The 24,536-nt window shown below is 53.6% G+C and carries 22 protein-coding genes; 5 read left to right on the top strand and 17 right to left on the bottom strand.

The window, feature by feature from the left end; translation table 11 throughout:
* Positions 1-844: 844 nt before the first annotated feature.
* Together ACQ4N8_RS10400 and ACQ4N8_RS10395 are read right to left on the bottom strand one after the other, a co-directional pair.
* The gene (locus tag ACQ4N8_RS10400) at positions 845-3,151 is read right to left on the bottom strand and encodes a thiamine pyrophosphate-dependent enzyme (protein ID WP_430704287.1); all 2,307 of its coding nucleotides are present in this window, start codon (positions 3,149-3,151) and stop codon (positions 845-847) included.
* A gap of 24 nt (positions 3,152-3,175) precedes the next feature.
* Positions 3,176-4,183: a 2-oxoacid:acceptor oxidoreductase family protein gene (locus ACQ4N8_RS10395; protein WP_430704286.1), complete on the bottom strand. Its 1,008-nt coding sequence runs from the start codon at positions 4,181-4,183 to the stop codon at positions 3,176-3,178.
* Positions 4,184-4,467: 284 nt separating this feature from the next.
* On the opposite strand from ACQ4N8_RS10395, the gene ACQ4N8_RS10390 reads away from it, so the two are divergent.
* Positions 4,468-5,370: an SDR family oxidoreductase gene (locus tag ACQ4N8_RS10390; RefSeq protein WP_430704285.1), complete on the top strand. Its 903-nt coding sequence runs from the start codon at positions 4,468-4,470 to the stop codon at positions 5,368-5,370.
* A gap of 102 nt (positions 5,371-5,472) precedes the next feature.
* Here the strand turns inward: ACQ4N8_RS10390 and ACQ4N8_RS10385 are convergent, their stop codons facing one another.
* Positions 5,473-6,969 (bottom strand): DHA2 family efflux MFS transporter permease subunit, encoded by a 1,497-nt coding sequence (locus ACQ4N8_RS10385; protein WP_430704284.1) that lies wholly within the window; start codon positions 6,967-6,969, stop codon positions 5,473-5,475.
* 256 nt (positions 6,970-7,225) lie between these two features.
* Between ACQ4N8_RS10385 and ACQ4N8_RS10380 the strand changes: the two genes are divergently transcribed.
* A complete protein-coding gene (locus ACQ4N8_RS10380; RefSeq protein ID WP_430704283.1) occupies positions 7,226-7,831 on the top strand; it encodes a TetR/AcrR family transcriptional regulator in 606 nt (201 codons plus the stop codon).
* A gap of 167 nt (positions 7,832-7,998) precedes the next feature.
* Here the strand turns inward: ACQ4N8_RS10380 and ACQ4N8_RS10375 are convergent, their stop codons facing one another.
* The 7 genes from ACQ4N8_RS10375 to ACQ4N8_RS10345 form a co-directional block, all read right to left on the bottom strand.
* A complete protein-coding gene (locus tag ACQ4N8_RS10375; protein WP_430704282.1) occupies positions 7,999-9,453 on the bottom strand; it encodes a nicotinate phosphoribosyltransferase in 1,455 nt (484 codons plus the stop codon).
* A 6-nt stretch (positions 9,454-9,459) separates the two neighbouring features.
* Entirely contained in the window at positions 9,460-10,008 is a 549-nt protein-coding gene (locus ACQ4N8_RS10370; protein ID WP_430704281.1) for a cysteine hydrolase family protein, read from the bottom strand.
* A 53-nt stretch (positions 10,009-10,061) separates the two neighbouring features.
* Positions 10,062-10,841, bottom strand: a complete 780-nt coding sequence (locus ACQ4N8_RS10365; protein WP_430704280.1) for an NUDIX domain-containing protein — start codon at positions 10,839-10,841, stop codon at positions 10,062-10,064.
* A 90-nt stretch (positions 10,842-10,931) separates the two neighbouring features.
* Complete coding sequence (locus ACQ4N8_RS10360) at positions 10,932-11,324, bottom strand: PaaI family thioesterase (protein ID WP_430704279.1); 393 nt, start codon at positions 11,322-11,324, stop codon at positions 10,932-10,934.
* Positions 11,325-11,468: 144 nt separating this feature from the next.
* Positions 11,469-11,921, bottom strand: a complete 453-nt coding sequence (locus ACQ4N8_RS10355) for a RicAFT regulatory complex protein RicA family protein (RefSeq protein ID WP_430704278.1) — start codon at positions 11,919-11,921, stop codon at positions 11,469-11,471.
* An 18-nt stretch (positions 11,922-11,939) separates the two neighbouring features.
* The gene (gene miaB, locus ACQ4N8_RS10350) at positions 11,940-13,490 is read right to left on the bottom strand and encodes a tRNA (N6-isopentenyl adenosine(37)-C2)-methylthiotransferase MiaB (protein WP_430704277.1); all 1,551 of its coding nucleotides are present in this window, start codon (positions 13,488-13,490) and stop codon (positions 11,940-11,942) included.
* Between the two features lie 244 nt (positions 13,491-13,734).
* A complete protein-coding gene (locus ACQ4N8_RS10345) occupies positions 13,735-13,941 on the bottom strand; it encodes a DUF1657 domain-containing protein (RefSeq protein WP_430704276.1) in 207 nt (68 codons plus the stop codon).
* Positions 13,942-14,307: 366 nt separating this feature from the next.
* Between ACQ4N8_RS10345 and ACQ4N8_RS10340 the strand changes: the two genes are divergently transcribed.
* The 3 genes from ACQ4N8_RS10340 to spoVAD are packed head-to-tail and all read left to right on the top strand — an operon-like array spanning position 14,308 to position 16,676.
* Positions 14,308-15,168, top strand: a complete 861-nt coding sequence (locus tag ACQ4N8_RS10340) for a DUF421 domain-containing protein (RefSeq protein ID WP_430704275.1) — start codon at positions 14,308-14,310, stop codon at positions 15,166-15,168.
* A gap of 13 nt (positions 15,169-15,181) precedes the next feature.
* Positions 15,182-15,670, top strand: a complete 489-nt coding sequence (gene spoVAC, locus ACQ4N8_RS10335) for a stage V sporulation protein AC (protein ID WP_430704274.1) — start codon at positions 15,182-15,184, stop codon at positions 15,668-15,670.
* 1 nt (position 15,671) lies between these two features.
* Positions 15,672-16,676 (top strand): stage V sporulation protein AD, encoded by a 1,005-nt coding sequence (gene spoVAD / locus ACQ4N8_RS10330; protein WP_430704273.1) that lies wholly within the window; start codon positions 15,672-15,674, stop codon positions 16,674-16,676.
* A 92-nt stretch (positions 16,677-16,768) separates the two neighbouring features.
* Here the strand turns inward: spoVAD and pduL are convergent, their stop codons facing one another.
* The 7 genes from pduL to rny form a co-directional block, all read right to left on the bottom strand.
* Positions 16,769-17,341, bottom strand: coding sequence for a phosphate propanoyltransferase (gene pduL, locus ACQ4N8_RS10325; RefSeq protein ID WP_430704272.1), 573 nt, complete (start codon positions 17,339-17,341; stop codon positions 16,769-16,771).
* A gap of 120 nt (positions 17,342-17,461) precedes the next feature.
* Entirely contained in the window at positions 17,462-18,328 is an 867-nt protein-coding gene (locus ACQ4N8_RS10320) for a 2-oxoacid:ferredoxin oxidoreductase subunit beta (RefSeq protein ID WP_430704271.1), read from the bottom strand.
* Positions 18,315-20,090 carry a 2-oxoacid:acceptor oxidoreductase subunit alpha gene (locus ACQ4N8_RS10315; protein ID WP_430704270.1) on the bottom strand — a complete coding sequence of 592 codons (1,776 nt, stop codon included), beginning with the start codon at positions 20,088-20,090 and terminating at the stop codon, positions 18,315-18,317. Before ACQ4N8_RS10315 ends, ACQ4N8_RS10320 begins: the two co-directional genes overlap by 14 nt.
* 217 nt (positions 20,091-20,307) lie before the next feature.
* Positions 20,308-21,270, bottom strand: coding sequence for a dipeptidase (locus ACQ4N8_RS10310; RefSeq protein ID WP_430704269.1), 963 nt, complete (start codon positions 21,268-21,270; stop codon positions 20,308-20,310).
* Between the two features lie 86 nt (positions 21,271-21,356).
* Complete coding sequence (locus ACQ4N8_RS10305; protein ID WP_006286829.1) at positions 21,357-21,617, bottom strand: stage V sporulation protein S; 261 nt, start codon at positions 21,615-21,617, stop codon at positions 21,357-21,359.
* 164 nt (positions 21,618-21,781) lie between these two features.
* The gene (locus ACQ4N8_RS10300) at positions 21,782-22,576 is read right to left on the bottom strand and encodes a TIGR00282 family metallophosphoesterase (protein WP_430704317.1); all 795 of its coding nucleotides are present in this window, start codon (positions 22,574-22,576) and stop codon (positions 21,782-21,784) included.
* Between the two features lie 107 nt (positions 22,577-22,683).
* Positions 22,684-24,225, bottom strand: coding sequence for a ribonuclease Y (gene rny / locus ACQ4N8_RS10295; protein ID WP_430704268.1), 1,542 nt, complete (start codon positions 24,223-24,225; stop codon positions 22,684-22,686).
* Positions 24,226-24,536 lie beyond the last annotated feature (311 nt).

Here is a 24,536-nt window from a genome sequence, read left to right as displayed (position 1 = left end):
ATTCGCCTCCTGCTTCTCCATTGAATTCGCTTCCTTGAGTTAACCCATCGCCGGTTGCTCTGCATCTTCCTTGCAACGAAAGAAAGCGGCAAAATGCCGCTTCTCTCGGGTAATAAAGTACTTGAACCACAAGTTTTATAGTACTTGAATTACTATTTCAATAAAGGTTCAAAAAGTCGGCTTTTCAGCCCCGAAGCCTATGCTTTCGAAAGTGCGTTTTTACAAAACGCTAAGCCTATGCTTTCGAAGTGCGTTTTTACAAAACGCTTTAGGTCGGATGAAGCTAGGGATGTCCGTAGCGGGGCTGATCGTAACCGCGCTGAACGTAACGGACCGTAATGACCTTATTTGCCCATTTCCCGGCTATTTCCCGCTGTAACGGACTCCAGAGACCTTATTCAGCTCTTATAGCAGCCATTTAGCTACTTTTGACCGAAATAAGGTCCCCTCGGTCCGTTAGCATCGGAAGTTGCCCAAAAGCGGGCCAATAGCGTCTCTGGTGTCCGTTAGCGTAGCTGGGAGCTACGTGAGCAACTGAAATGTTTCCGCAGGAATCATACCTCGGAAGCATCCGCTTAGGCCCGGCTGAATTCAAGATTCAACGTCGAATAAGCTCCCTGTTCTTGCATCGTGAACCAAAGACGACTTTTTGAACTACCGTTTCAAGAAAGGTTCAAAAAGTCAGGTTTGGAGCACCGAGAAGGTTGGATGAAGCTAGGGCATGAGTAACGCAGCGTAGGCAGACCTACGTGAGTAACGGAAGGCCCGGCTGAATTCAAGATTCGATGTCGAGTCCGCCTCTTTGCTTAAGCTTCGTGATCCAAAGATGACTTTTTGAACTACCTTACAAATACGGATTTTCGTGTTTGGCCTGCAGTACCTTCCAGCGCCGCTCGACCTCATGTTCGAATTCCGCCAAGGCAGCGGCATTTTCCGGCTTCGTCAGATGGCGCGTCTTGCCCATCGTCTTCAGCCAATCCGTCAACGGCACGCGATTGCCCTTCTCTTCCGGGTTGTACGTAATCGCCGTTTGTCCGTGTTCGACCTCATACAGCGGGAAGAAGCAGGAATTGACGGCCGCATCGATGATGTTCGTGCCCTGATCGTCCGGAGAAATCCAGTTGAGCGGGCAGGCAATCAATATTTTACCATAAACGAGTCCTTCGTTCTGGGCATACCATTGCGCCTTGGCGGCTTTTTTGACCAGATCCTGCGGATAGGCTTCGCTGCCCGTAAAGACGTAAGGGATGTTCGTCGCGGCCATGATTTGCGGCGTATCTTTATGCTGGAACGCCTTCCCTTGTTGCGCCTTGCCGATATTGGACGTGGAAGTCCGGTGGCCGAGCGGGGTCGAATATGACAATTGCGCCCCGGTATTCATGTATCCTTCGTTATCGTACTCAATGATGATCATCTTATGATTGCGCAGCGCGGCACCGATCGCCGGTCCCATGCCGATGTCCATCCCGCCGTCGCCGGTGACCATGACAAACGTGAAATCGTCCTGCAGGCCCAGATCGTCCAGCTCGCCTCTGCGTTTTCTTTCCCAGAACATCTCCACGACGCCGGAAAGAGTCGCCGCGCCATTCTGGAACAGGTTATGGATGTACGTCGCTTTATGGGATGAATACGGATATCCCGTCGTCACGACCATCGCGCACCCCGTATGGAACAGAGCGACGATATCGCCTTCGATCCCTTTGAAGAACAGCTCCAGCCCGGAGAAAATGCCGCAGCCCGGACAAGCGCCATGTCCCGGAGCAATCCGTTTCGGCTTCTTCGTTAAAGCGCGCAGCGGCGGAATCCGCACGCCCAGCTTGCCGGTTTCTTCGTTTTTGGTGACGGTGATCAGTCCGGTTTTCAAATCCTCGAATTTGAGCGGATTCAGCACCCGTTTCGGCAATTTGTCTTTATCCCCCGGCGTATGGCCGTAGTAATCAAAAGGGATCTCGACGTAGGTTTTCTTCGCCGCCTCGATCGCTAATTCAAACAGATGATGCCCGTCTTCGGCGTAAAACTCCTTGCCCCCGAGGCCGTAAATCCGGCTGATGACTTGCGTCGTATGGTTGCCGTACGTAAACAAGGCGGCCTTGATCTCGTTCACCATGTTGCCGCCGTGAGCACCGTAGGAATCGCCGCGGTCGCCGACCGTGATTGCTTTCACGTTCTTCAACGCTTCGGCGATTTGCTTCTGCGGGAACGGGCGAATCATGTTCGGCGCGATCGAGCCGGCTTTGATGCCTTGGCGGCGCAGATCGTCGACGACATCTTTGATGATCTCGGAAGCCGAGTTCATCAGGAAGACCGCCACCTCGGCGTCCTCCATCCGGTACATATCGAGCATTTTGTATTCGCGGCCGGTCAATTCCGTATATTCGTCCGCAATCCGCTCGAATACGCGTTCCGCGTTGTACATCGCTTCGGACTGCTGGTAGCAGTTGTTGATATAATCCGGTTCGTTCATGTAAGGTCCGACCGTGATCGGGTTGTTGCGGTCCAACGTGTGCGGGAAACCGCCCGGCGGACGTTCGCCGACGAATTTCAGGACGTCCTCCTGCTTGGCGAAAGTGTGCACGCGGCGCTTTTGGTGGGACGTAAAATAACCGTCCGAAGCCACCAGCACCGGCAGTCTGACTTCCGGATCTTCCGCCAGCTTGATCGCGATCAGGTTCATGTCGTATACCGCTTGCGGATCGCGGCACATCAAGATCGGCCAGCCGGTGTTCAAGGCAAAATACAAGTCCGAGTGGTCGCCGTGAATGTCCAGCGGCCCGGAAATCGACCGGCAGACCAGGTTCATGACCATCGGGAACCGCGTCCCCGACTGGACGGGCATTTGCTCCAGCATGTACAAATAACCTTGCGCGCTGGTCGCGTTGAACACCCGTCCGCCGGCGGTCGAGGCTCCATAGCAAATCCCGGCGGAGCTGTGCTCGCCGTCCGAAGGGATCAGTTTGATGTCATGCTGGCCGCTCGCTTTCATCAAATCGAGAAATTGCGCTACCTCGGTGGAGGGGGAAATCGGAAAATACCCCATGATGTGATAATTGATCTGGCTGGCCGCATAAGCTGCCATCTCGTTGCCTGATTCATATACTACGCGCTGCTCTACCGTGCCAGCGCGGCGTTCTTTTTCCATATCGATCGCCATTGTTCGAAACCACCTTTCGTATCTTTAGCGAACCGCCAAGTCAAACAGATGCGGAACCCGGTTGGCCTCCGCATATCCGTCTTCCTCCCGCTCCCCTGACAATGCGTCGGTCGGGCAAGCATGGATGCATTTCAAGCAGCCTTTGCAGTATTGATAATCGATCCCTTTCAGGAACATTTGCGGACGCCCTTTTTTATCGGGACGCTCTTCCCAAACGAAGCAGTTGTCCGGGCAAACATTATCGCACTGGGCGCAATGAATGCAGGTTTCTTCCTTGAAATGCGGCATCATCCCGGAACGGGAAATGCTGAGATCCTTCAGGATGCTGTTGCCCGGATTGATGATGATCCCGCCGATCGGCTGGGTTTCATAGCCGAGTACCGGCGTGTCCGCCCGAACGAAGGCAGGCATGCTGACGCCTTCCGGCAACGCGAACGTTTCGAATACGACCTCATTGTAACCGCGCTCGAAGGTCGCCAAAGCCGGCGCGACGGTTTGCGGGTATTTCTTCTCCAGGGATTTGCGAATAACGTCCTTCATCGTTTCCGGATCCAGGAACGGGCATAGCCGGAACAAAGCCCCCAGCATGGCCATATTAACCCGGTTTTTCTCCTCGAGGGCAATGCCCGTCGCATCGATGACCGCGATCGTCCCGCCGATCAGTTTCATTTTCTCCTTCAGTTCTTGCGGCGTTTTGCGCGAGTTCACCAGCACGGTGCTATCCTCGTAAATGCCGCTGATGACGTTCACCGTCTTGGCTAGCGCCTCCTGAAAAATCCCCACGATATGCGGCCGTTCGACCGGCGACGTATCGCGGATCGGCGTGTTCAGATCACAGAAGCGAATATGCGCTTTGACCGCGGAGCCTTTTTTCTCCGAGCCATATGAAGAAAAGCTGACCCCATTCAGTCCGGCCCCTTCGACTCCGGCTTCGGCCAGCATTTTTCCCGCCAGGTTCGCCCCCAGCCCCCCAATGGATTCCAAACGGATTTCAAAAAAACCTAGCTCGTTCAATCTCGGTAGTTGTACCACGCGTTTGACCCCCTTCTTCGCAAATGCGAGTTCATAACGACGCAAATAAGTGCAAAATATCACACAATAAATATTTCTTTTATAATTTTAAAATTTATCATAGATGGGGTGTGACTTATGTAACAAATGTCATATAGACATTCTTGACCGACTCGGCAAGAAAAGAAAAGAGCAAGCGCCGGCGGCCGACCGCCAACGCTTGCGCTTGGGATTAGGCGAATGCACCGCCCAGACACGAAACGAATACTATACCTTAAAATCACGAAACCAGGAGGAGCGTTCACATGATTCCCATGTACCCTTACTACAGCTCAAAAATGAAATGCGAAGAGCAGCCGATCACGTTTCCGCCACAGCACCAGCCGAGACAGCCCGGACTGGAGACGCTGATGGCGCCGCCCCCGATCTCGGAGAATCCCGCTTACGCCGGCAGCGGTAAGCTTAAGGATAAGGTCGCGATCATTACCGGAGGCGACAGCGGCATCGGCCGTGCCACGGCGATCGCCTTTGCCAAGGAGGGCGCGGATCTGGCCATCGTGTACCTATACGAGCACGAGGATGCCCAGACCACGAAAAAGCGGGTGGAAGAACTGGGCCGGCGCTGCCTACTTATTCCCGGCGATCTGCGGCAGGAGGCGTTCTCCAAAACGGTGGTGGAACATACGCTCCATCATTTCGGAAAAATCGATATTTTGGTGTTGAATCAAGCCGTTCAATATCCCCAGCAAAAAGGCATCGAGGCCATATCCACCGAACAGCTGCACCAAACCTATGCCACCAACATTTTCCCTCACTTCTACATGACCAAGGCGGCTTTGCCTCACTTGCGTCCCGGCAGCGCCATCATCAGCACCGCTTCGATCACTGCCTACGCCGGCGCCCCGCTGCTGATCGATTATTCCTCCACCAAAGGCGCGGTCGTCTCTTTCACCCGCTCTCTGGCGCTGTCGCTCGTCGACCGGGGCATTCGGGTCAACGCCGTGGCTCCGGGACCGATCTGGACGCCGCTCATTCCTTCCAGTTACTCGGCGGAGTACGTCTCCACCTTTGGCCTGGAAACCCCGATGAAGCGGGCCGGACAGCCGTTCGAGCTGGCGCCCGTGTACGTGTTCCTGGCCTCGGACGATTCCAGCTTCGTCACCGGACAGACGATTCACGTGAACGGCGGAGCCATGATTACGGACTGAGTCCCCGGAGATCAATGGGCAGCAAAAAAAGCATCCTTTCCCATTTGGAAGAAAGGATGCTTTTTGCTACTACTTATTGCATCATTGAAATTTAGAACAACCTTAATGGCCGATCATCATGCCAGGGTCCGTCTGAGCCCCTTGCGCCGATTGCTCTTCAGCCGGTTCAGGCTGTTTTTTAGGTTTGGACAGCATCAAAGTCAATAGACAACCGGCAAAAGCTAAGCCTGCCGCCAAGAAATACGTATCGCCGAAACCGGCCACGGCGGCCTGCAAAGGATTGCCGCTCTGCGCCGCTTCAGCCAGATGGCTGCTGATTTGCGACGTTAAATATCCGGTCAGGCCGGCCACCGCAAACGATACGATGACCTGCTGCGCCGCGGTCATCAGCGGCGTGACCCGGGCGACCAAATGACGTGGTGCGGCATTGAGGATATGCGTATTCAGCGGCATCATCGTCAAACCCATCCCGCTGCCGAGCAGTCCCAAAGGCAGCAGGATCATGCTCAAGCTCGTATCGACCGTGATTCGCGACAACAGGAACAAAGCGGTCGTGACCAGGCCCAACCCGGTAAATGCCAGCGGTCTCGCGCCCACTCTGTCGAACAGGCGGCCGCTGATCGGCATGAAGAAAGCCGAAGCCAGCGCTTGCGGCAACAGGTAAATGCCGGTTTCCAGCGCATCGTAACCTCTCACCTGCTGCAGATAAAGCGGCGTGACGATCATGGAACCGAACAGCGCCGCTTGCGCAATCCAAACCAGCACGATTCCTCTCGTAAAGTGGGATGAACGGAATACCCGAAGCTCCAGCAAAGGCTGTTTGTGCCTGAATTCGGCGAAAATGAATAAAATCAAAGCCACGCCGCCGACGATAAGCCCCGTAAGGGTTGTCGCGGATGTCCAACTGGTTCCTCCCTCGCTCACTCCATAGGTCAGCATGGCAAAAGCGATCGGAGCCAGAATCATGCCGAGCTTATCCAGCTGCGGCGCTTTGCGCCGTTCGGATTTGGGCAGGAACCGCAAACCAATCAAAAAGGCGATGATGCCGATCGGCAAATTGATCAGAAAAATCCAATGCCAGCTAACATTCTCGACCAGCCAGCCGGACAATACCGGACCAAGCGCAGGTGCCAGCAGCATCGGAACGCCCAGCACGCCCATAACCGAGCCCCGTTTTTCCGGCGGGGCCAGCTTAAATACCATGGCAAACCCGATCGGCGAAACCATCCCGCCGCCCAAGCCTTGAATGACGCGGAACAAGATCAACTGCTCCGGCGTTTGCGCCACCGCGCATAATACGGAACCGAGGGTGAACAGCGCGATCGTCAACAAAAAAATGCGCTTCTCCCCAAATTTATCGGTCATCCAGCCGGCCAACGGGATTACGGCGGACAATGCCAGCGTATATCCGGTAATGGTCCATTGCACCGTCTTCAGATCGGTAGCGAAGAAGTCGACCAGCTTGGGGACGGCAACGTTCACCACCGTGCTATCCAAAATAACCATGATCATGCCGACGATGACGGCCATCAGTGGAGCGATGATCGACCGGATGGAAAATTCCTTGTTTTCAATTGAACTCCCCACAGTTTGTGGCATTCTCTCACTCTGCTTTCTCTGTATAATTTTAAACACCGTTTAAAACAATGTTTAATTCAAATTTAAACTCCTGCCTATGGTTTGTCAAGGCGGAAGACGCCGGTTTTAGCACCAGTAGTTAACTGATGATCCAGCATGGCTGTTCTTGACACGTTTAACCGATGCGTATTAAGGTGAATAGGAAAACAGGTTTTAAACTTGCGTTAACATTTGATATACTGAGCAGGGATGATTTATGCCATAAAGGAGCGGGAATATGGGCAATTGTACCGATGGGCTGACCACCAAACAGAATATTATCCAAGCTACGTTGGAGCTCATCAAGACGGAGGGGGCCGATCAGGTCACGCTTCGCAAAATTTCCGCTGTGGCGAACGTCAACCTTGCGTTGGTCAACTATTACTTTGGTTCGAAGGACAAGTTGATTAACGAAGCTTTGAAGCTGCTGCTGACTTCGTTTCAGACGAATTTCGAAGTCCTTGACGACCCTTCTCTGAATCCCAAGCAGAAATTGAAAGCGTTTATTCTTAAATACGTCGATTCCGTTCAGCAATATCCCGGATTGCTTCAGGAGGTGCTCGGCAAAGGCAACATTACGTTCGAGTCCAGGCAGGAGTTCGTCGGATTTTTAAAAACGACCGGGTTCGGCAAGCTTAGCGGAACGCTGGAGGAAATTACCGGCGAGACCGACACGGAAATTCTCTACATCATGATGATGCAAATTAACGCAGCCGTGTTATTCCCGATCATTATGGCCCAGCAAATTAAACATTTGGACAACCGTCCAGGCAAGGAGGCCATCGGACGGCATATCGATATTTTGTTTGCGCATTATTTTGCCAAATACGAAGGGGACCATTAACGCAATGAATCACCTCGGATCACTTGTCGAATTTGGCGGGCAACCAAGCCGATTTATAGCGCTTTTTGCGCTTTCCCGAGAAATAATTTCCACGCCAAAAAAAGATTGCTCCGCCATCCTTCGGCCAAGCAATCTTTTTATTTGCGGCGCAGCTGCGCTTTCCGCTTCTACTCTTCCAGCTGCAACATATATTCCTCTATCATCTTTTGCTTTAACTCCCATGCTTCCTGGCTCAAGCTGATGCGGAATATTTCCGGATTCAGCTTCCGCAGATATTCCGGCCAGAACAGGTTCAACTGCTCCCGGTGGTATTGGCGTATCTCTTCCAGCGTCGGCAGTTCATAGACCAGCTTGCCGTTCTCGAAGATCGGCTGCAGCATCGGCACCGCTTCGAAGTCCTTCACCGCTTTTTTGATGTACGGATGAACCGGATCGAACAACCGTAGATTCCCGCCGGTGCGGGCCTGCTGCTCATGCGGGAAGCAGACGTAATCGGCGATTGCCTTTCCGCTGCCTTTGTTGACGATGCGCAGTACGTCTTTTTTGCCCGGTGTGGTCACCTTCTCCGGGTTGCCGGAAATCTTGATCGTCGGTTGCATCCGGCCGTCCTTCTCCCGCTCCACCAGTTTATACACGCCGCCCAATGCGGGTTGGTCGGCAGCCGTAATCAGCTGCGTGCCAACGCCCCAAATGTCGATTTTAGCCCCCTGCGCCTTGAGGTTAAAGATCGTATTCTCGTCAAGATCGTTGGAAGCCACGATTTTTACGTAGGGAAGTCCTGCCTCATCCAGCATCTTGCGTGCCTGGATCGACAGGTACGCCAAATCGCCGCTGTCCAGGCGGATGCTGTTCAACCGTTTTCCGGCCGCTTCCAGCATTTTGGCGGTCCGGATCGCATGCGGCACGCCGCTCTTGAGCGTGTCGAACGTATCGACCAATAACGATACCTGATCCGGCATTGCTTTCGCGTACAGTTCGAAAGCCTCCAATTCCGAATCGAAGATTTGCACCCAGGAATGGGCGTGCGTCCCTTTCGTCGGAATCCCGAAGGATTCGCCGGCCAGCAAATTGGAGGTTGCGTCAAAACCGGAAATATACGCAGCCCGAGCCCCCCAAATCGCCGCATCGGCTTCCTGCGCCCGGCGCGTGCCGAACTCGAGCAGGACGTCGTCTTCGGCCACCCGTTTCACGCGCGACGCTTTGGTCGCGATCAAGGTTTGAAAATTCATGAAGTTCAGCAGCGCCGTCTCGACGAGTTGGGTCTCCATGATCGTTCCTTCCACGCGAATCAACGGCTCGTTCGGAAAACAAAGCGCCCCTTCCGCCATCGACAGTAGCGTGCCGTGGAATTCAAAGCGGCGCAGCAGGTCGAGAAATTCCGGCTTATATCCTTCTTCCTGTTTGGCCAAATAGCCGAGGTCCTCCTCGGTAAAGCGCAACCCGCGAATATAATCCACGATCCGTTCAAGGCCTGCAAATACCGCATACCCGTTGCCGAACGGCAGCTTTCGGAAGTAGGCCTCGAACACCGTTCTCCTCAAATGCGTGCCGTTCATCCAATGCGCGTAGATCATATTGATCTGATATTTGTCGGTATGCAGTGCTAATCCCTCGGTAGGCATCGTCGTTCATCCTCTCTGGCTGTTCGTTACGTTCGCTCCCATACTGCCGCGGAAATGCTCCAACGCCCAGGCATGGCCTTCCGGGTTAAAGCTGGCGACCGCATCCTCGTAAACCGTGATGACAAAACCTTTGTTATAGGCATCCACGGCCGTATGCAGCACGCAAATATCCGTGCATACGCCGATTAAATGCACTTCGGTGACCCCGCGTTCCCGCAGCTTCAGCTCCAGGTCCGTACCGCAAAAAGCGCTGTACCTCGTTTTGTCCATCCAGTAAATCCGTTCCTTGTTCCGCTCGTAAACCTCGGCCAATCTGCCGTAAAGCGCACGGCCCGACGTGCCCCGCAGATTATGGGGCGGAAACAGCTTCGTTTCCGGATGCCACCGATCCTCGCGCTCATGCAGGTCTACCGCCATGACAACGAAATCCCCCTGTGCGGCATAGGTCTCCGTCAAGCGGCAAATCGCCGGTTCAATCTCAATTGCCGGTTCTCCGACCGGCAGATTCCCGTTCACGAAATCATTCGTGAAATCGATGACGATCAAAGCCCTCATCTTCTCTTCACCTCTCCGCTCCGCTTCATAAACCATCATGTAAAATCCAGAGGTCAGGTATAAATCGACAGCTGCGGCGTAAAATCGGTAAACCGGTACAATTGCGCCGGACGCTGCGAATACTGATTGGACAGCATCGGTTTGCCGTTCTCGTCCCGAACTTCCTCCAATATCCCCTGACGGCTGCGCGTCGATGTAATTTTGCGGATGAAATTCAGCTCGGCAAAATCCGGAACGACGGTCTGGATCACCTGGTACAGTTCGCCCAGCGTAAAATGCGGCGGCAGAAACTGTTTGGCGATGGTCGTATGCAGCATTTGCTGCTGGATTCTCTTATAGGCGTCCTGCAAAATTTCGCGATGGTCGAAAGCCAACTGCAAATCCTCCAGCGCTTCTCCCACGGTAAACAAGCCGACCTCCTGGGCATCGTCCGCCGATTGTCGTTTCTCCAGCACCCATTCCTCGACCAGCGCAAAAAAAGCGTGCGAGATGATCCACCCGCGCGGATCGCGCCCCGGTTTACTGTATACGCCTAAATATTCCAGATGAGATCCGTCCACGCCCGTCTCTTCCTTCAGCTCGCGCCTCGCCGTCTCATACAACGATTCATCCTCCTGCGAGAAACCGCCCGGCAAGGCCCAAGCCCCGGCAAACGGCCAACTCCGCCGGCGGATCAGCATGACCTTCAGGTCAAAGCGCGGCAGCGACTTGGTGGATGCTTTGCGTTCCTGCCTCGCTAACGTGAACATGACGATGTCGGCCGGAATGCCGTCCGGCGTGCGATATTTCTTAACCTCATTAACTAGTTTCCCCTGCTCTTGTTCATTGTTCATCACGTATCACCACATAGTCATAGGATAACGCCAGTTATGTAAGCTAAAGCCTGGCATTCCGAAATAAAGCAAACGGGGCCGAGTTCCCGGTTATTTAGGCAAACGGAAGGTAGCCGTCGAGATGCAGCCGAGCGTGCCTTCCCCGTCCCGGATCTCGGATCGAAGCGTCATCGTGCGGTGGGTCTCATGCAGTGGATAAGCCGATGCCACCAGCTCTCCCGTACGCATCGGGCTAAGGAAATTGACGTTCAAGTGAGTCGTCACCCCTAACCTTCCCTTAACTGTAGCCACGAGCGTCCCCATTGCCTGGTCCATCATGGAGGACAATACCCCGCCATGGACGATGCCCATGGAATTCAAATGGGAGCTTCCCGCCGTTAAGCCAATCTCCACGCGGTCCTTCTCTGCCGAAAGGAGATGCAGCCCCAGCAATCCCCAGAACGATTGCTCGTCGCGTTGCCGTATTTCCTCACTCCAGTTCATGGTGTGTCCCCCTATCCATCCCATCTCTTTGTCTATATATAAATATAATATTCCGAAGAATCGGCCGTTCAATCAAAAGCCGCCAGCGATAACTGGATTCAAAAAAGTGCGGAAGGGCTTACCTCCGCACCGTCCTATTGCCAATTACTCCCCATAGCCGGATGTCACGGCCGGTTCGCTGCTGTCCGATTCCACATTGACTTTGCTGGAGACCGTGTCGCGGATCACGGAAACGACCAACTGCAGCAAGTAATTAATATCGCTTTGGCTTTGCTGGAACTCCGTCACGAGCGGAATGCCGTCAAGTTCATCCTGGAGCTCCTCGATTTCGCGTTCGATCTTTTGCACCATTGCCTGATTCTGAAAGCTTTCGAACGCAACGATTTCCTTTTGTTTTTTCTTGATCGCGCTGATCAGCCCTTGCACCCGTTCATGCTGCTGAATCATCTTCTCCGCTTTTTGGAACTGTTGCACTTCTTCGCTGGTGCCGATCAACTCGGCCAATTCCTTGGCTTTGCTCATAATATCCTCGCGGATCACCAGATCCCGGGAATCGAACTTGGGAATACCGCAATCGGTTTGGTCATTATGCTCCATAGTCATTTCCTCCTTGCGTTATGCCAAATTGGCGGTTTGGGTGACGATATTGCCTTTGATATACCAGGTCATCGGATCCGTAATCTCTACGTACACGAACGTGCCGATCAAATCGGCTCCGCCTTCGAAATGAACGAGCTTGTTCGTGCGGGTTCGGCCCGACAATACGTTTGAGTTGTTTTTGCTCTCGCCCTCGACAAGCACCTCGACGATTTGGCCGCGCAGCTCATCGTTGCTGCGCCGGCTGAATTCGTTCACCGTGTCGTTCAACCGGGCCAGGCGCGCCTTCTTCTCTTCGAACGGAACATTGTCCTCCATCACGGCGGCCGGGGTGCCCTCCCGCGGGGAATACACGAACGTGTACGCGGAATCGTAACCTACCTCGCGCACGAGGGATAAAGTCTCCTCGAACTGCTCCTCCGTCTCTCCCGGGAACCCGACGATGATGTCCGTCGTCAGCACGACGTTCGGAATCTTGGCCTTGATCTTCCGCGCCAACTCGAGATAGTGCTCGCGGGAATATTTGCGGCTCATCTTCTTCAGCACTTCGCTGCTGCCCGATTGCACCGGCAGATGGATGTGCTCCACCAGGTTGCCGCCTTTCGCCAGCACCTCGATCAGCGCGTCGTCGAAATCGCGCGGATGCGAAGTGGTGAAACGAACGCGCGGAATATCGATCCGGCGGATATCATCCATCAGATTCGCGAACGTATAGCGGATATCGGTAAAATCCTTTCCGTACGCGTTCACGTTCTGACCAAGCAGGGTGACCTCTTTATACCCCTGACGCGCCAGTTCGCGCACTTCCGCGATGACGTCCTCCGGACGGCGGCTGCGCTCCTTGCCCCGGGTAAAAGGCACGATGCAATAAGTACAGAATTTGTCGCACCCGTACATGATGTTGACCCACGCCCGCATGCCTTCGCGTTTCTTAGGAAGGTTTTCGATGATGTCGCCCTCCTTGGACCACACCTCGACGACCATTTCCTTGCTGAACAGGGCTTCCTGGATCAAGTACGGCAGACGGTGAAGGTTATGCGTGCCGAAAATCATGTCCACAAAACCGTGCTTCTGCAAAATCCGCTTTACGACGCCTTCCTCCTGCGACATGCAGCCGCAAACGCCCAGCAACAGATCCGGCTTCTCCGTCTTCAGCCCTTTCAAATGGCCCAACTCGCCGAATACTTTATCCTCGGCGTTCTCCCGAATGGCGCACGTATTGAGCAAGATGATGTCGGCGATCTTGCGGTCTTCCGTCGGACGATAGCCCATCTGCTCCAGCAGTCCTTTAATCGTCTCCGTATCGTGCTCGTTCATTTGGCAGCCGAACGTGTAGACAATATAGTGCTTGCCCGCTCCGATCCCCTGCATTTCTTCCGGAACCGCATTGTCGTAAAGGACTTGCACATCCTCTTTCCCGCGTTGCTTCTCCATTCGGTGGTTCGGTTCTGACAGGATCTGAATGTCCCTCCCGCGAATTCTGATCTTCTTCCCCCGCTCATCCTCCGAAATGACCCGGGCGTCCGAGAAGTCAAAATATTTGGAGTAGTCCTTGGTTTCCTTAGCCATGCTGCCCGCTCACTCCTTTACCAATCTATCTTCGTTCTTTATGGGTGGAAATCGTTCATCACTAAAAATGCATTACACTAAATTATAGCATGGGGCGGCCCGGATATCCAGATAAAGACCCTGCGGGAGCTTAGAAGGAAGGGCTTTCGGAGCCGGTCGACTGCACGCAAAAACAGCCCGTTCTCTTGAACGGGCCATCGTGACTAGCGACTGTGATGTGAAGTACATGCTACCGTCGGGCGGACTAGAAGCCTTTATATTGTGGCTCTTCGTTTTCCAAGTCTTGAACGCGTCCCTCCACTTGCGTAACGATTTGCTGCGTTTGTTGCGCGCATTGCGTAAACAAATCCTTAGCTTGTTGGTTTTGCGTATTCAAAGCGAATTGCTCCAGGTTCGCTTGAGCGCTTTTCAGCGAGGCCAGCGTCGTTTTCACTTGGGCTGCTACTGTCATTCTTTCACCACCTTTAGTTATAGAGGTTGTTCAAAAAGTCATCTTTTGATCACGAAGCAGTTCAAGAAGTGGATTCGACATCGAATCTTGAATTCAGCCGGATCTTCCGTTGCTCACGTAGATCTGTCTACGCTCCGCTACTCAGCCCCTGCTTCATCCAACCTTCTTGGTGCTGAAAAGCCGACTTTTTGAACTTGCACTAATAGTATGATCCTTCGGACAAAGCATAATTTTACCTGACGAAAGCCGATTCATGCGACCTGCACTTTTCCACATTTTGTCTTAGTAAAACCTCTTGCGCTCGCACATAATTGGATTATCTCACCTTGTATTGTTAACTGAATGAGGCCGAAAGGAGGATCCGTAATGCCGTTATGGTTGGAAATCGTCGTCAGAACGTTGGTTGCCGCGCTCGTGTTGCTTCTGCTCACCCGATTGCTCGGGAAAAGGCAGATTTCCCAGCTTTCCTTTTTCGAATATATTACCGGGATTACGATCGGCAGCATTACCGCTTATATTTCCCTTGACGTGGATACGGACTGGTATCTCGGCCTGATTGCCGTGACTGTCTGGTTCCTCGTTTCGCTCGGGATCGAATACCTGCAGATCAAAAGCAAGAAAGCCCGGGATTTGATCGACAGCAGTAGTACCGTGCTAATTAAGGATGGGAAGATCCTTGAGGATAACTTGAAAAAGGAGAAATTAAGCAACGAGGAACTAATGGAGCAGTTGCGGAAAAAGAGCATCTTCAAGGTGGCCGAGGTGGAGTTTGCGGTCATCGAGCCGGACGGGGAAATCAACGCGCTGTTGAAAAATGAATACCAGCCGCTTACTCCCTCGCAATTAGGCCTGAAAGTCGCTCCGGAGCCGGAGCCGCAAACGGTAATTATCGATGGAAAAATCATGGACGAGCCGCTGGCCACTTTGGGGCTGAATCGCCATTGGTTGAACACCGAACTGGAGAAGCTGGGCGTCTCGTTGGACAACGTGAACCTAGGGCAAGTCGACGCCTATGGACAATTTTATGCCGATTTGTACGACGATCAGTTAACAGTTCCGCAACCGCAGGAAAAAGCAGTTTTGCTGGCCCAGTTGAAAAAATGCGAAGCCGATCTGGAAATGTTCGCCCTCTCCACCGAGGAGGAAGCCGCGAAGAAGCTTTACGGGGACTGCTCATCCAACCTGCAGCAGGTGATCGATCAGGTCAAACCGTTATTAATTCAATAGGAGGATTGGGAGCATGGCCAAGAAAAAAAATAAGCAGTTGACCCCGACGCAGCAGCAGTATCAGCGGTTGGCGAACTCCCACGAGCCGAAGCGACCCATAGCCGTCAACTGCGTGCGGGCCTTTCTGGTCGGCGGGCTGATTTGCGTGCTCGGAGAATGCATCCGTCAGGCTTTCATCCATTTTGCCGGCATGAGCGAAAAAGAAGCCGCCAATCCGATGGTGGCCGTTCTCGTCATCATTTCCGTGCTCCTGACGAGCTTTGGCGTCTATGATAAAATCGCCCAATGGGCCGGAGCCGGCACCGCCGTTCCCGTCACCGGATTTGCCAACTCCATGGCCTCAACGGCGATTGAACACCGCCCCGAAGGGCTGGTGCTCGGCGTAGCCGCAGGCATGTTCCAATTGGCCGGCTCCGTCATCGTTTTCGGTACGGTAGCGGCTTTTATCGTCGGAATCATATATGCCGTGTTTGTTCCGGGATACGCGGGAGGAGGTCACTGAGATGCTGAAGGGCCATCAAAGCTGGGTGTTCGAGAACAAACCGAAAATCATCAGTACCGCCACCGTGGTTGGTCCGTTTGAAGGCCAAGGGCCGCTTGCCGAGGATTTCGACATTATTCATGCCGACCTGTACCTCGGCCAGGATAGCTGGGAGAAAGCCGAAAAAACGCTGCTCGAGGAGTCGGCGACGCTGGCGATCGAACACGCCGGGCTCACGAAAGAGCAGATCCAGTTCTACTTTGGCGGCGATTTGATGAACCAGATCATCAGCAACAGCTTTGCCGCGCGAACGTTAAGCATTCCGTACATCGGCATGTTCGGCGCTTGCTCGACCTCGATGGAGACGCTGGCGATGGCCGCCTATGTCGTCAATTCGGGCGGAGCCCAATACGCCGTAGCCGGCACCTGCAGCCACAACGCCAGCGTGGAGAAGCAGTTCCGTTATCCGACGGAATACGGCTCGCAGAAGCCGCCGACCGCACAGTTTACCGTAACCGGTTCCGGTTCGGCCGTACTGTCGCCCAAAGGCGATGGACCGTCGGTCACATCGGCCACGATCGGCAAAGTGATCGATATGGGGATTACCGACCCGTTTAACATGGGCGCGGCGATGGCGCCGGCGGCAGTCGATACGATTCAGGCCCATTTCCGCGACTTACAAATCGAACCTTCCTTCTACGACCTGATCGTCACCGGCGATCTGTCCAAGGTCGGGTTCGCGATCGCCAACGACCTGTTCGTGCGCCATAACTTCCCGATCAACCAAACGACCTACCAAGACTGCGGCATGATGATCTATAACTACGAGAAGCAGCAGGTTCAGGCCGGGGCCAGCGGCTGCGCTTGTTCGGCAGTGGTTACTTATGGGCATCTGCTGAACCGGATAAAGCGCGGCGAACTGAAACGGATTCTCGTCGTGGCTACCGGGGCACTGCTCTCCCCCCTCTCCTTCCAGCAAGGAGAAAGCATTCCCTGCATCGCCCACGCCGTATCGATCGAAGCCTGATCTCCTTGCATAGGCAACGCAAAAAGGGCTTGACCTTTCAGCAGCAAGCTGCCGGGGTCAAGCCCTTCGCTTTATTTAACGCTGTTTGCGGACTAATCGATGATTTCCGCCGTATCGCCGGTTTTGGCGCCGGCAGCGTTCGCTTCGTCCGTATCGATATGCATATCCAGCGCAAAGTTGTCCGATACGCGCGCGATGACGTTCTCCAATACCAAACCGCGTTCTCCGCCCAAACGAACCTTCAGCAGCTGCTTGTCTTGAATGCCCCAATTCTCGGCATCCGAGGTATGGAAGTGGATGTGGCGTGCTGCGACGATAACGCCTTTGTCCAATTCGATCTCGCCGGCAGGACCTTTTACGGTAATGCCTGGCGTACCTTCAATGTTGCCCGATTCGCGAACCGGAGCCTTCACGCCGATCGCAAAGGAGTCCGTGCGGGAAATTTCCAGTTGAGAAGCCGGACGGGCCGGGCCCAGAATGCGGACTTTATCGAACCCGCCTTTCGGTCCGATGACAGCTACCTGTTCGTTCGCAGCAAATTGCCCCGGTTGGGACAAAGGCTTGAATTCGGTAAGCTGATAACCTTGTCCGAATAAAATTTCGATATGCTCTTGCGTGAGATGGATATGACGTGCGGAAACGCCGACATTTACAGTCTTGCTCATTTTTGCAAACACTCCTCGTATATTCTCTATGTCGATGACGATTCACATCGGAATCCATTATACACCTATTGTCGACAAAAAGGAAAAGACGTCCATCGGAAATGGACGCCTTTTGGGTTATTATCTGAATTCTGCTACAAGATTGTCAAACTCATTTTCCGATAAAGCGAGCTGCTGGGAAACCAGCGGCTCCGGTTTGAAGCCGTGCACCAAATTCTCGTAGCTTTTTTTCTCTTTGTTCTGGTAGATGAGGCCGGTGATCATGCTGCCCGTCTCCATCAGCTTCGCCATCGCCATCGCGCGGTTGCTTGGATCGTAATCCGGAACCGTCTCCAGGTTAATGATGTTTTCCTTGAACCAATCGTACGTGTTCACCTTGTTGAAGGTGACGCAAGGACTAAACACGTTGATGAGCGAAAAGCCTTCATGCTGGATGCCCTGTTCGATCAGGGAGGTCAGCTGCTTCAGATCGCTGGAGAACGACTGGGCCACGAAAGTCGCTCCGGACGCCAAGGCGATTTCGAGCGGCGATAACGTCGATTCCACCGAACCTTCCGGCGTGCTTTTCGTCTTGAAGCCCTCGCCGCTGCGCGGGGACGTTTGTCCTTTGGTCAACCCGTAAATCTGGTTATCCATGACGATGTACGTAATGTTGATATTGCGGCGGATCGCATGGACCGTATGCCCCATCCCGATCGCAAACCCGTCGCCGTCGCCGCCGGAGGCGATGACGGTCAGATCGCGGTTGGCCAGCTTCACGCCTTGGGCGATCGGCAGCGCGCGGCCGTGAATGCCGTGCAAGCCATAAGCGTTAATGTATCCGGAAATGCGCCCGGAGCAGCCGATGCCGGAAATGACGGCCAGGCCCTCCGGCTCGAGGCCGACGTTCGCCGCAGCCCGCTGGATGGCGGCTTGGATGGAGAAATCGCCGCAGCCCGGACACCAGTTAGGTTTTACGTTATTACGAAACTCCTTAAAGGTTGCCATTTTTCACCAACTCCTCCTGCGCTTTGTTCCCGGATGCCTTCTTGCACTCTTCATAGACTTCGGAAGGAAGGAACGGATTGCCGTTATATTTCAGGACGTTCACGATTTTGTCGTGATGTCCGACGTTTTGCTTGATCAGGTTCGCCAGCTGTCCCGTCGCATTGTTTTCCAGGACGACTACCTTCTTCGCCTTGGCGATTTGCGGCAGCACTTGCTCCGTCGGGAACGGATGCAGCAGGCGTACCGTCATGTGGTTGGACTTCACGCCATCCGCTTCCAGATGCCCTCTAGCTTGATCGATCGTGCCGCCCGTGGATCCCATGCCGATGATCAATACATCCGGCTCGGCATGCGGAGCCTGCAGGAGAATCGGATCGGCCACTTCCAGCTGAGCCAGCTTGCGCAGCCTTTTATCCATCATCTTCTTCCGGTTGACCGTGCTTTCCGACGGACGGCCCGACTCGTCATGCTCGACGCCGGTCACATGGTGAATGCCGTTCTTCTCGCCGGGAAGCACGCGAGGAGAGATGCCGTTCTCCGTGAAAGCATAGCGGTTGAACATGCTCGAATCTTCGCGATCCGGAATATCCTTCACGAGATAACCGCGATCGATCGTTACTTTGCTGTAATCGAGCATTTCGCAGGATTGTTTGCCAAGAGACAATTGCAAATCCGTAGCCAAAATGACCGGGACCTGATATTTGTCCGCCAGGTTGAAGGCTTGCACCGTGTCGTAGAAACATTCTTCGATCGAGCTAGGCGCCAGCACGATTTTGGGGATTTCCCCATGTGTGCCGTAAATCAGCGCGTTGATGTCGCTCTGCTCCTGCTTCGTCGGCAACCCCGTGCTCGGGCCGCCCCGCTGCGTATCGACGATCACGACCGGTGTCTCCGTCATCCCTGCCAGGCCGATGGCCTCCATCATCAGGGACAGGCCGGGACCGGCCGAAGCCGTCATCGTCCGGACTCCGGCGTAACTCGAGCCGATCGCCATCGTAATCGCGGCGATTTCGTCCTCGGTTTGTACGACCGTTCCGCCGAACTTCGGCAACTTCTTAATCAAATATTCCATAATTTCAGAAGCTGGCGTAATCGGGTATGCGCTCATTATCCGGCAACCCGCCGCTACGGCCCCAAGTCCGATGGCATCGTTGCCGATCATGAACAGCTTTTGCTTGCCGTCGGCCGGCTCAAGCTTGAATTCGTCCAAGGGACCTCCCGCAAGCTCCAGCACGTAATCCGCGCCCCGTTTTACCGCTTCGATATTTTTCTCCACGATCGCTGGCCCTTTGCGGCCGAATTCCTCTTCCACCGCTTTATTGAACACCTCGAGCGGAAGCCCGAGCAACGCCCAGGATGCACCGGAAGCCACCATGTTCTTCATTAGCGAAGTACCGAGTTCTTCCGCGATGCTCGTGATCGGAACCGGGAACAAACGTGCATCCACGCCTTCCGGAACCGTTGGACCAAACTTGGCGTCCGCCACGATTACTCCGCCGCTGCGCAGTTCCTGCGCGTTCAAATCGATACTTTCCTGGTCAAAAGCGACTAAGATGTCCAAGTCGTCGGAAATCGCACGAATCGGCTTAGTACTAATCCGGATTTTATTGTTGGTATGCCCGCCCTTAATACGGGAAGAGAAATGCCGGTACCCGTACAAATAGTATCCCAACCGGTTCAAGGCCGTCGAAAAAATCCGGTCCGTACTTTCAACGCCCTCTCCTTGCTGACCACCGATCTTCCAAGACAATTGACTAATCAAGATCGCCCACCCCTTTAAACGTATCGCAATGGAAAAAATAGAATTAAGTTCAGTTTCGAATGTTAACGTGCAAGAGATCACATTCCGCCTCGTTGTTTGTGAACATTCTGTTTCAGAGTCATGTCAATTTTATGTCTCAACTACGTAAAAAGCAAGCGTTTTCTAGCCTTTTTTCATATAGTAGTTTTCGATCATTTCGATCTCGTAAATGGATGGATTAAAGCGCTTTCTTATGAGAGGGCAACCATGCCCGCAGGAACGAGGCTGCGTTGTCGTACAACCATCCGCGGACAAGCTCTTCCGGGTAATAATTCAATAGCGTTTCCTGCCATTTGGCGTAATGTCCCGCATGCTGCAAATCGCTTAAATGCGATTCGATCCCGTCGAAATCCGAGCCGAACATGATGTTCCCTGACCCGCCGAGTGAGCAAATCCGTTCAATGTGCGGCAGCAAATCGCGGCTGGACGCGTTTGTCCCCTCTTTGACGAACCAAGGGACATAGGTAACGCCGATTCGCCCGCCCAGCTTGACGATGGCCTGGATCTGATCGTCGCGCAGATTCCGGGCATGGGGACATACGCTGTAGGCATTGGAGTGCGAGGCGATAAACGGCTTGCCGGCTGACTCGGCGATCTCTTGCAGCTCCCAAAAACCTTTGATCGATAAATGCGATACGTCAAGAATCATCCCCAAATCATGGCATTTCTTTACAAGCTCCAGCCCGGCTGGCGTAAAACCGCGACCCCGGGGCTCCATGATGCCGTCAGCCGCCCAGTTGGCGAAATTCCAGGTCAGGCCGAGAAAACGTACGCCCCGATCATAACACACCTGCACGTAGTGCAGGTTTCCCTCCAGCCCATCGGCGCCTTCCAGGGACAGCAGCCCTCCCGTCCCGCCGGATTGTTCCAGTGCCTCCAAGTCTTCGGCATGGCTGACCGGGGTTATGCCAAGGCGATTGATTTGTTGCCGGAACAGGCCGAGCTGGTCCAAGATATGCTCCATCTTCGGGGTGCCGAGGCGCTCGGACAGATAGACGGCAAAGCACTGCAGCCCCACCCCGCCTTCCTCCAAACGCCGAAGGTTGACGTCCAGCCTCTTATCCTTAGCAAAGTCGAGTTTGGGATCAAGCTGCATTTTACTTAAGGCGTCGCAATGAAAATCGATGACCGGCAACTTCATGACCATTCCTCCTCTTCCTATTGATTTCCGGAAATACAAAAAAACCTGTCTACAAGAGTAAACAGGCGTCATCTCTATCGAAACGATTATCTTGGTTCTACAATCAGCTTAATGGCTGTACGGTCCTCGCCATCGATCACAATGTCGGTAAATGCCGGAATACAAATCAAGTCGACACCGCTTGGTGCGACGAATCCCCGGGCGATCGCTACGGCTTTGATGGCTTGGTTGAGAGCCCCAGCCCCAATGGCCTGAAGTTCAGCAGCGCCACGTTCTCTTAGAACTCCGGCTAGCGCACCGGCAACGGAGTTGGGGTTGGATTTTGCTGAAACTTTTAATACTTCCATGGTTAGTACCTCCCTGGGAATAGTCGTTTGATTCCACTACTTAGAAGATATTCGTGAGAACTCAAATAATTCCTTCTTTTTCCCCGGGGGGAAGTTTCGGGAGGCCTTGATATCATGGACTTATTGGCGTTTGGAATGATATGGAAGCGCACTTCCGCAGCTTCTTAATCCATCAACCACTCATCCTCCAGGAGGCGGATTTTCTGGATTTTTTGCGCTTTCCCGGTAGCGTCGTCGAGATCGACGAGCACCGCGTGAAAATGCCATTTGCCTTCGCAAACCTGGAACCGGACCGGGAGCTGGGTCGTGAACTTGCGCAGGACCGCGGTACGCTCCATGCCAAGGATGCCCTCGCGGGAGCCGACCATGCCGGCGTCGGTCAAATAGGCCGTTCCTTGCGGCAGGATGGTATCGTCATTGCTTTGCACATGCGTATGCGTACCGACGACAAGCGAGGCGCGGCCATCGAGATGCCAGCCCATGGCGATTTTCTCCGAAGTGGCTTCGGCATGAAAATCGACCAGGATGCATTTGTGTTTTTTGGACAGCTGGCCGATGATTTCATCCGCGGCGCGGAAGGGGTCATCGATCGCCGGCAGAAAAGTTCGGCCCATCAAATTGACCACGGCCAACTCCTTGCCGTTCGCTTTGATCACCGTCGAGCCGAGTCCCGGGGTGCCCGGGGGAAAATTAGCCGGACGTACCATGCGCGGTTCGTCATCAATAAAATCAAAAATCTCTTTATTGTCCCACGTATGATTGCCCATCGTTAAGCCGTGAACGCCCTGATCGAAAAACTCCTTGGCGATGCCGGCGGTAATGCCGCGCCCTGCCGCCGCGTTCTCGCCGTTGGCGATAATGATATGCGGATTGTATTTCGATTTAAGATGAGGCAATGTGGCTTTCAGCGCTTTGCGTCCCGTATTCCCTACGATATCTCCGATAAACAGAACTTTAATGATGTTCCCTCCTCTAACAACTGACCTGCGGGCAGCCCATTGGCAGCCCACCGGTCGTCCAGGCAATGAAAAAGCGGCCCGCGAGGGGCCACTTTTCAGCATAACCTTTACTTGGCGTATTCAACCGCCCGCGTTTCGCGGATGACGGTAACTTTGATATGACCCGGGTAATCCAGTTCACTTTCAATCATTTTGGTGATGTCGCGCGCCAAGCGGAATGCTTCCGCATCGTCGATCTTATCCGGCTGCACCATTACACGCACCTCGCGGCCTGCCTGAATGGCAAACGACTTCTCGACGCCTTCGAACGACTCGGAAATCTCCTCGAGCTTCTCCAAACGGCGAATGTACGTTTCCAGCGTTTCGCGCCGCGCGCCCGGTCTTGCCGCCGACAAAGCGTCGGCCGCGCCAACCAGCATGGCAATCACGGAAGTTGCTTCGCAATCGCCGTGGTGGGACGCGATACTGTTGATGACCACCGGATGCTCTTTGTATTTCTTTGCCAGCTCCACGCCGATTTCGACATGAGACCCTTCCACTTCATGATCGAGCGCTTTACCGATATCATGCAGCAAGCCTGCCCGTTTAGCCAGCGCGATATCCTCGCCGAGTTCTCCGGCCATTAATCCGGCCAGGTAAGCAACTTCCATCGAATGCTTCAGCACGTTTTGACCGTAGCTTGTCCGGAACTTGAGACGTCCCAAAATTTTAATCAAATCAGGATGCAATGCGTGTACGCCCACCTCGAAGGTGGCTTGCTCGCCGTATTCGCGAATGCGTTCGTCCACTTCCCGGCGGGATTTCTCGACCATTTCTTCGATTCTTGCCGGATGAATCCGTCCGTCCGCCACCAGCTTCTCCAGCGCCGTGCGGGCAATTTCGCGGCGAATCGGGTCAAAGCCCGACAGAATCACCGCTTCCGGCGTGTCGTCGATAATGAGATCGATCCCGGTTAACGTTTCGAGAGCCCGGATATTCCGGCCTTCCCGGCCGATGATCCGCCCTTTCATTTCTTCGTTCGGCAGCGTCACGACCGAAACCGTAGTTTCGGCAACATGATCGGCGGCACAACGTTGAATCGCCAGCGTAATAATCTCGCGGGATTTCTTGTCCGCTTCCTCTTTCGCCTGCTGTTCAATGTCTTTAATCATCTGTGCCGTCTCATGGCGAACTTCCTGCTCGACATTGTTCAAAATGATCGTGCGGGCATCTTCCATGGTGAGATTCGAAATCCGTTCCAATTCCTGAACCTGATTCTTGTAAATCAAGTCGATTTGCTGCTGAGTTTCTTCGATCCGTTTCTCTTTGCTAACCACTTGCTCTTCTTTACGTTCAAGCGATTCCAATTTTTTATCCAGCGACTCTTCTTTTTGCAACAATCGTCTTTCTTGTCGTTGAATTTCATTCCGACGTTCACGAATGTCTTTATCAGCCTCGGATCTGAGCTTGTGGACTTCGTCCTTCGCTTCCAGAACCGTTTCCTTTTTCAGTGCTTCTGCGTCTTTCTTCGCATTTTCCAAGATCTGACTGGCAGCTTGTTCCGCACTGGAAATTTTAGCTTCGGCAAGAGACTTGCGAATAAAATATCCGATCACGAACCCAAAGAATAAAGCGGCTGCAACGAGAACGATCCAGATTTCAATAGCCATCTGTTCACCTCCCCGTTGTTTCCTCCAAGGCATTCCTTGGGATGTTTGCAGTTGTAATTACGTTTCTTAGGTTCATCATTCATACAAAAAATTCATGACTTGCCCATTCAGTTCAGCTGTTTCATGCTATGCATGACCCTTCCGCAGAAAATCGCGGATGTACATTGCCTTCATGATTGGAGAACAGAATCGCATGCGCAGCCCATAATTTTGGAAGGAAAAAAGGGACTTTCGCGATATGGATTCATGTTCATTTTATTATTTGACAAAAGATATTGTCAAGCAAATGACAGCAGTTACCTCCCGCTCCT

Source organism: Paenibacillus macerans (assembly GCF_050565405.1).
Lineage (GTDB): Bacteria > Bacillota > Bacilli > Paenibacillales > Paenibacillaceae > Fontibacillus > Fontibacillus macerans_B.
Note: the sequence above shows the minus strand (reverse complement) of the source record. Positions and strands in the feature narration are given on the sequence as shown.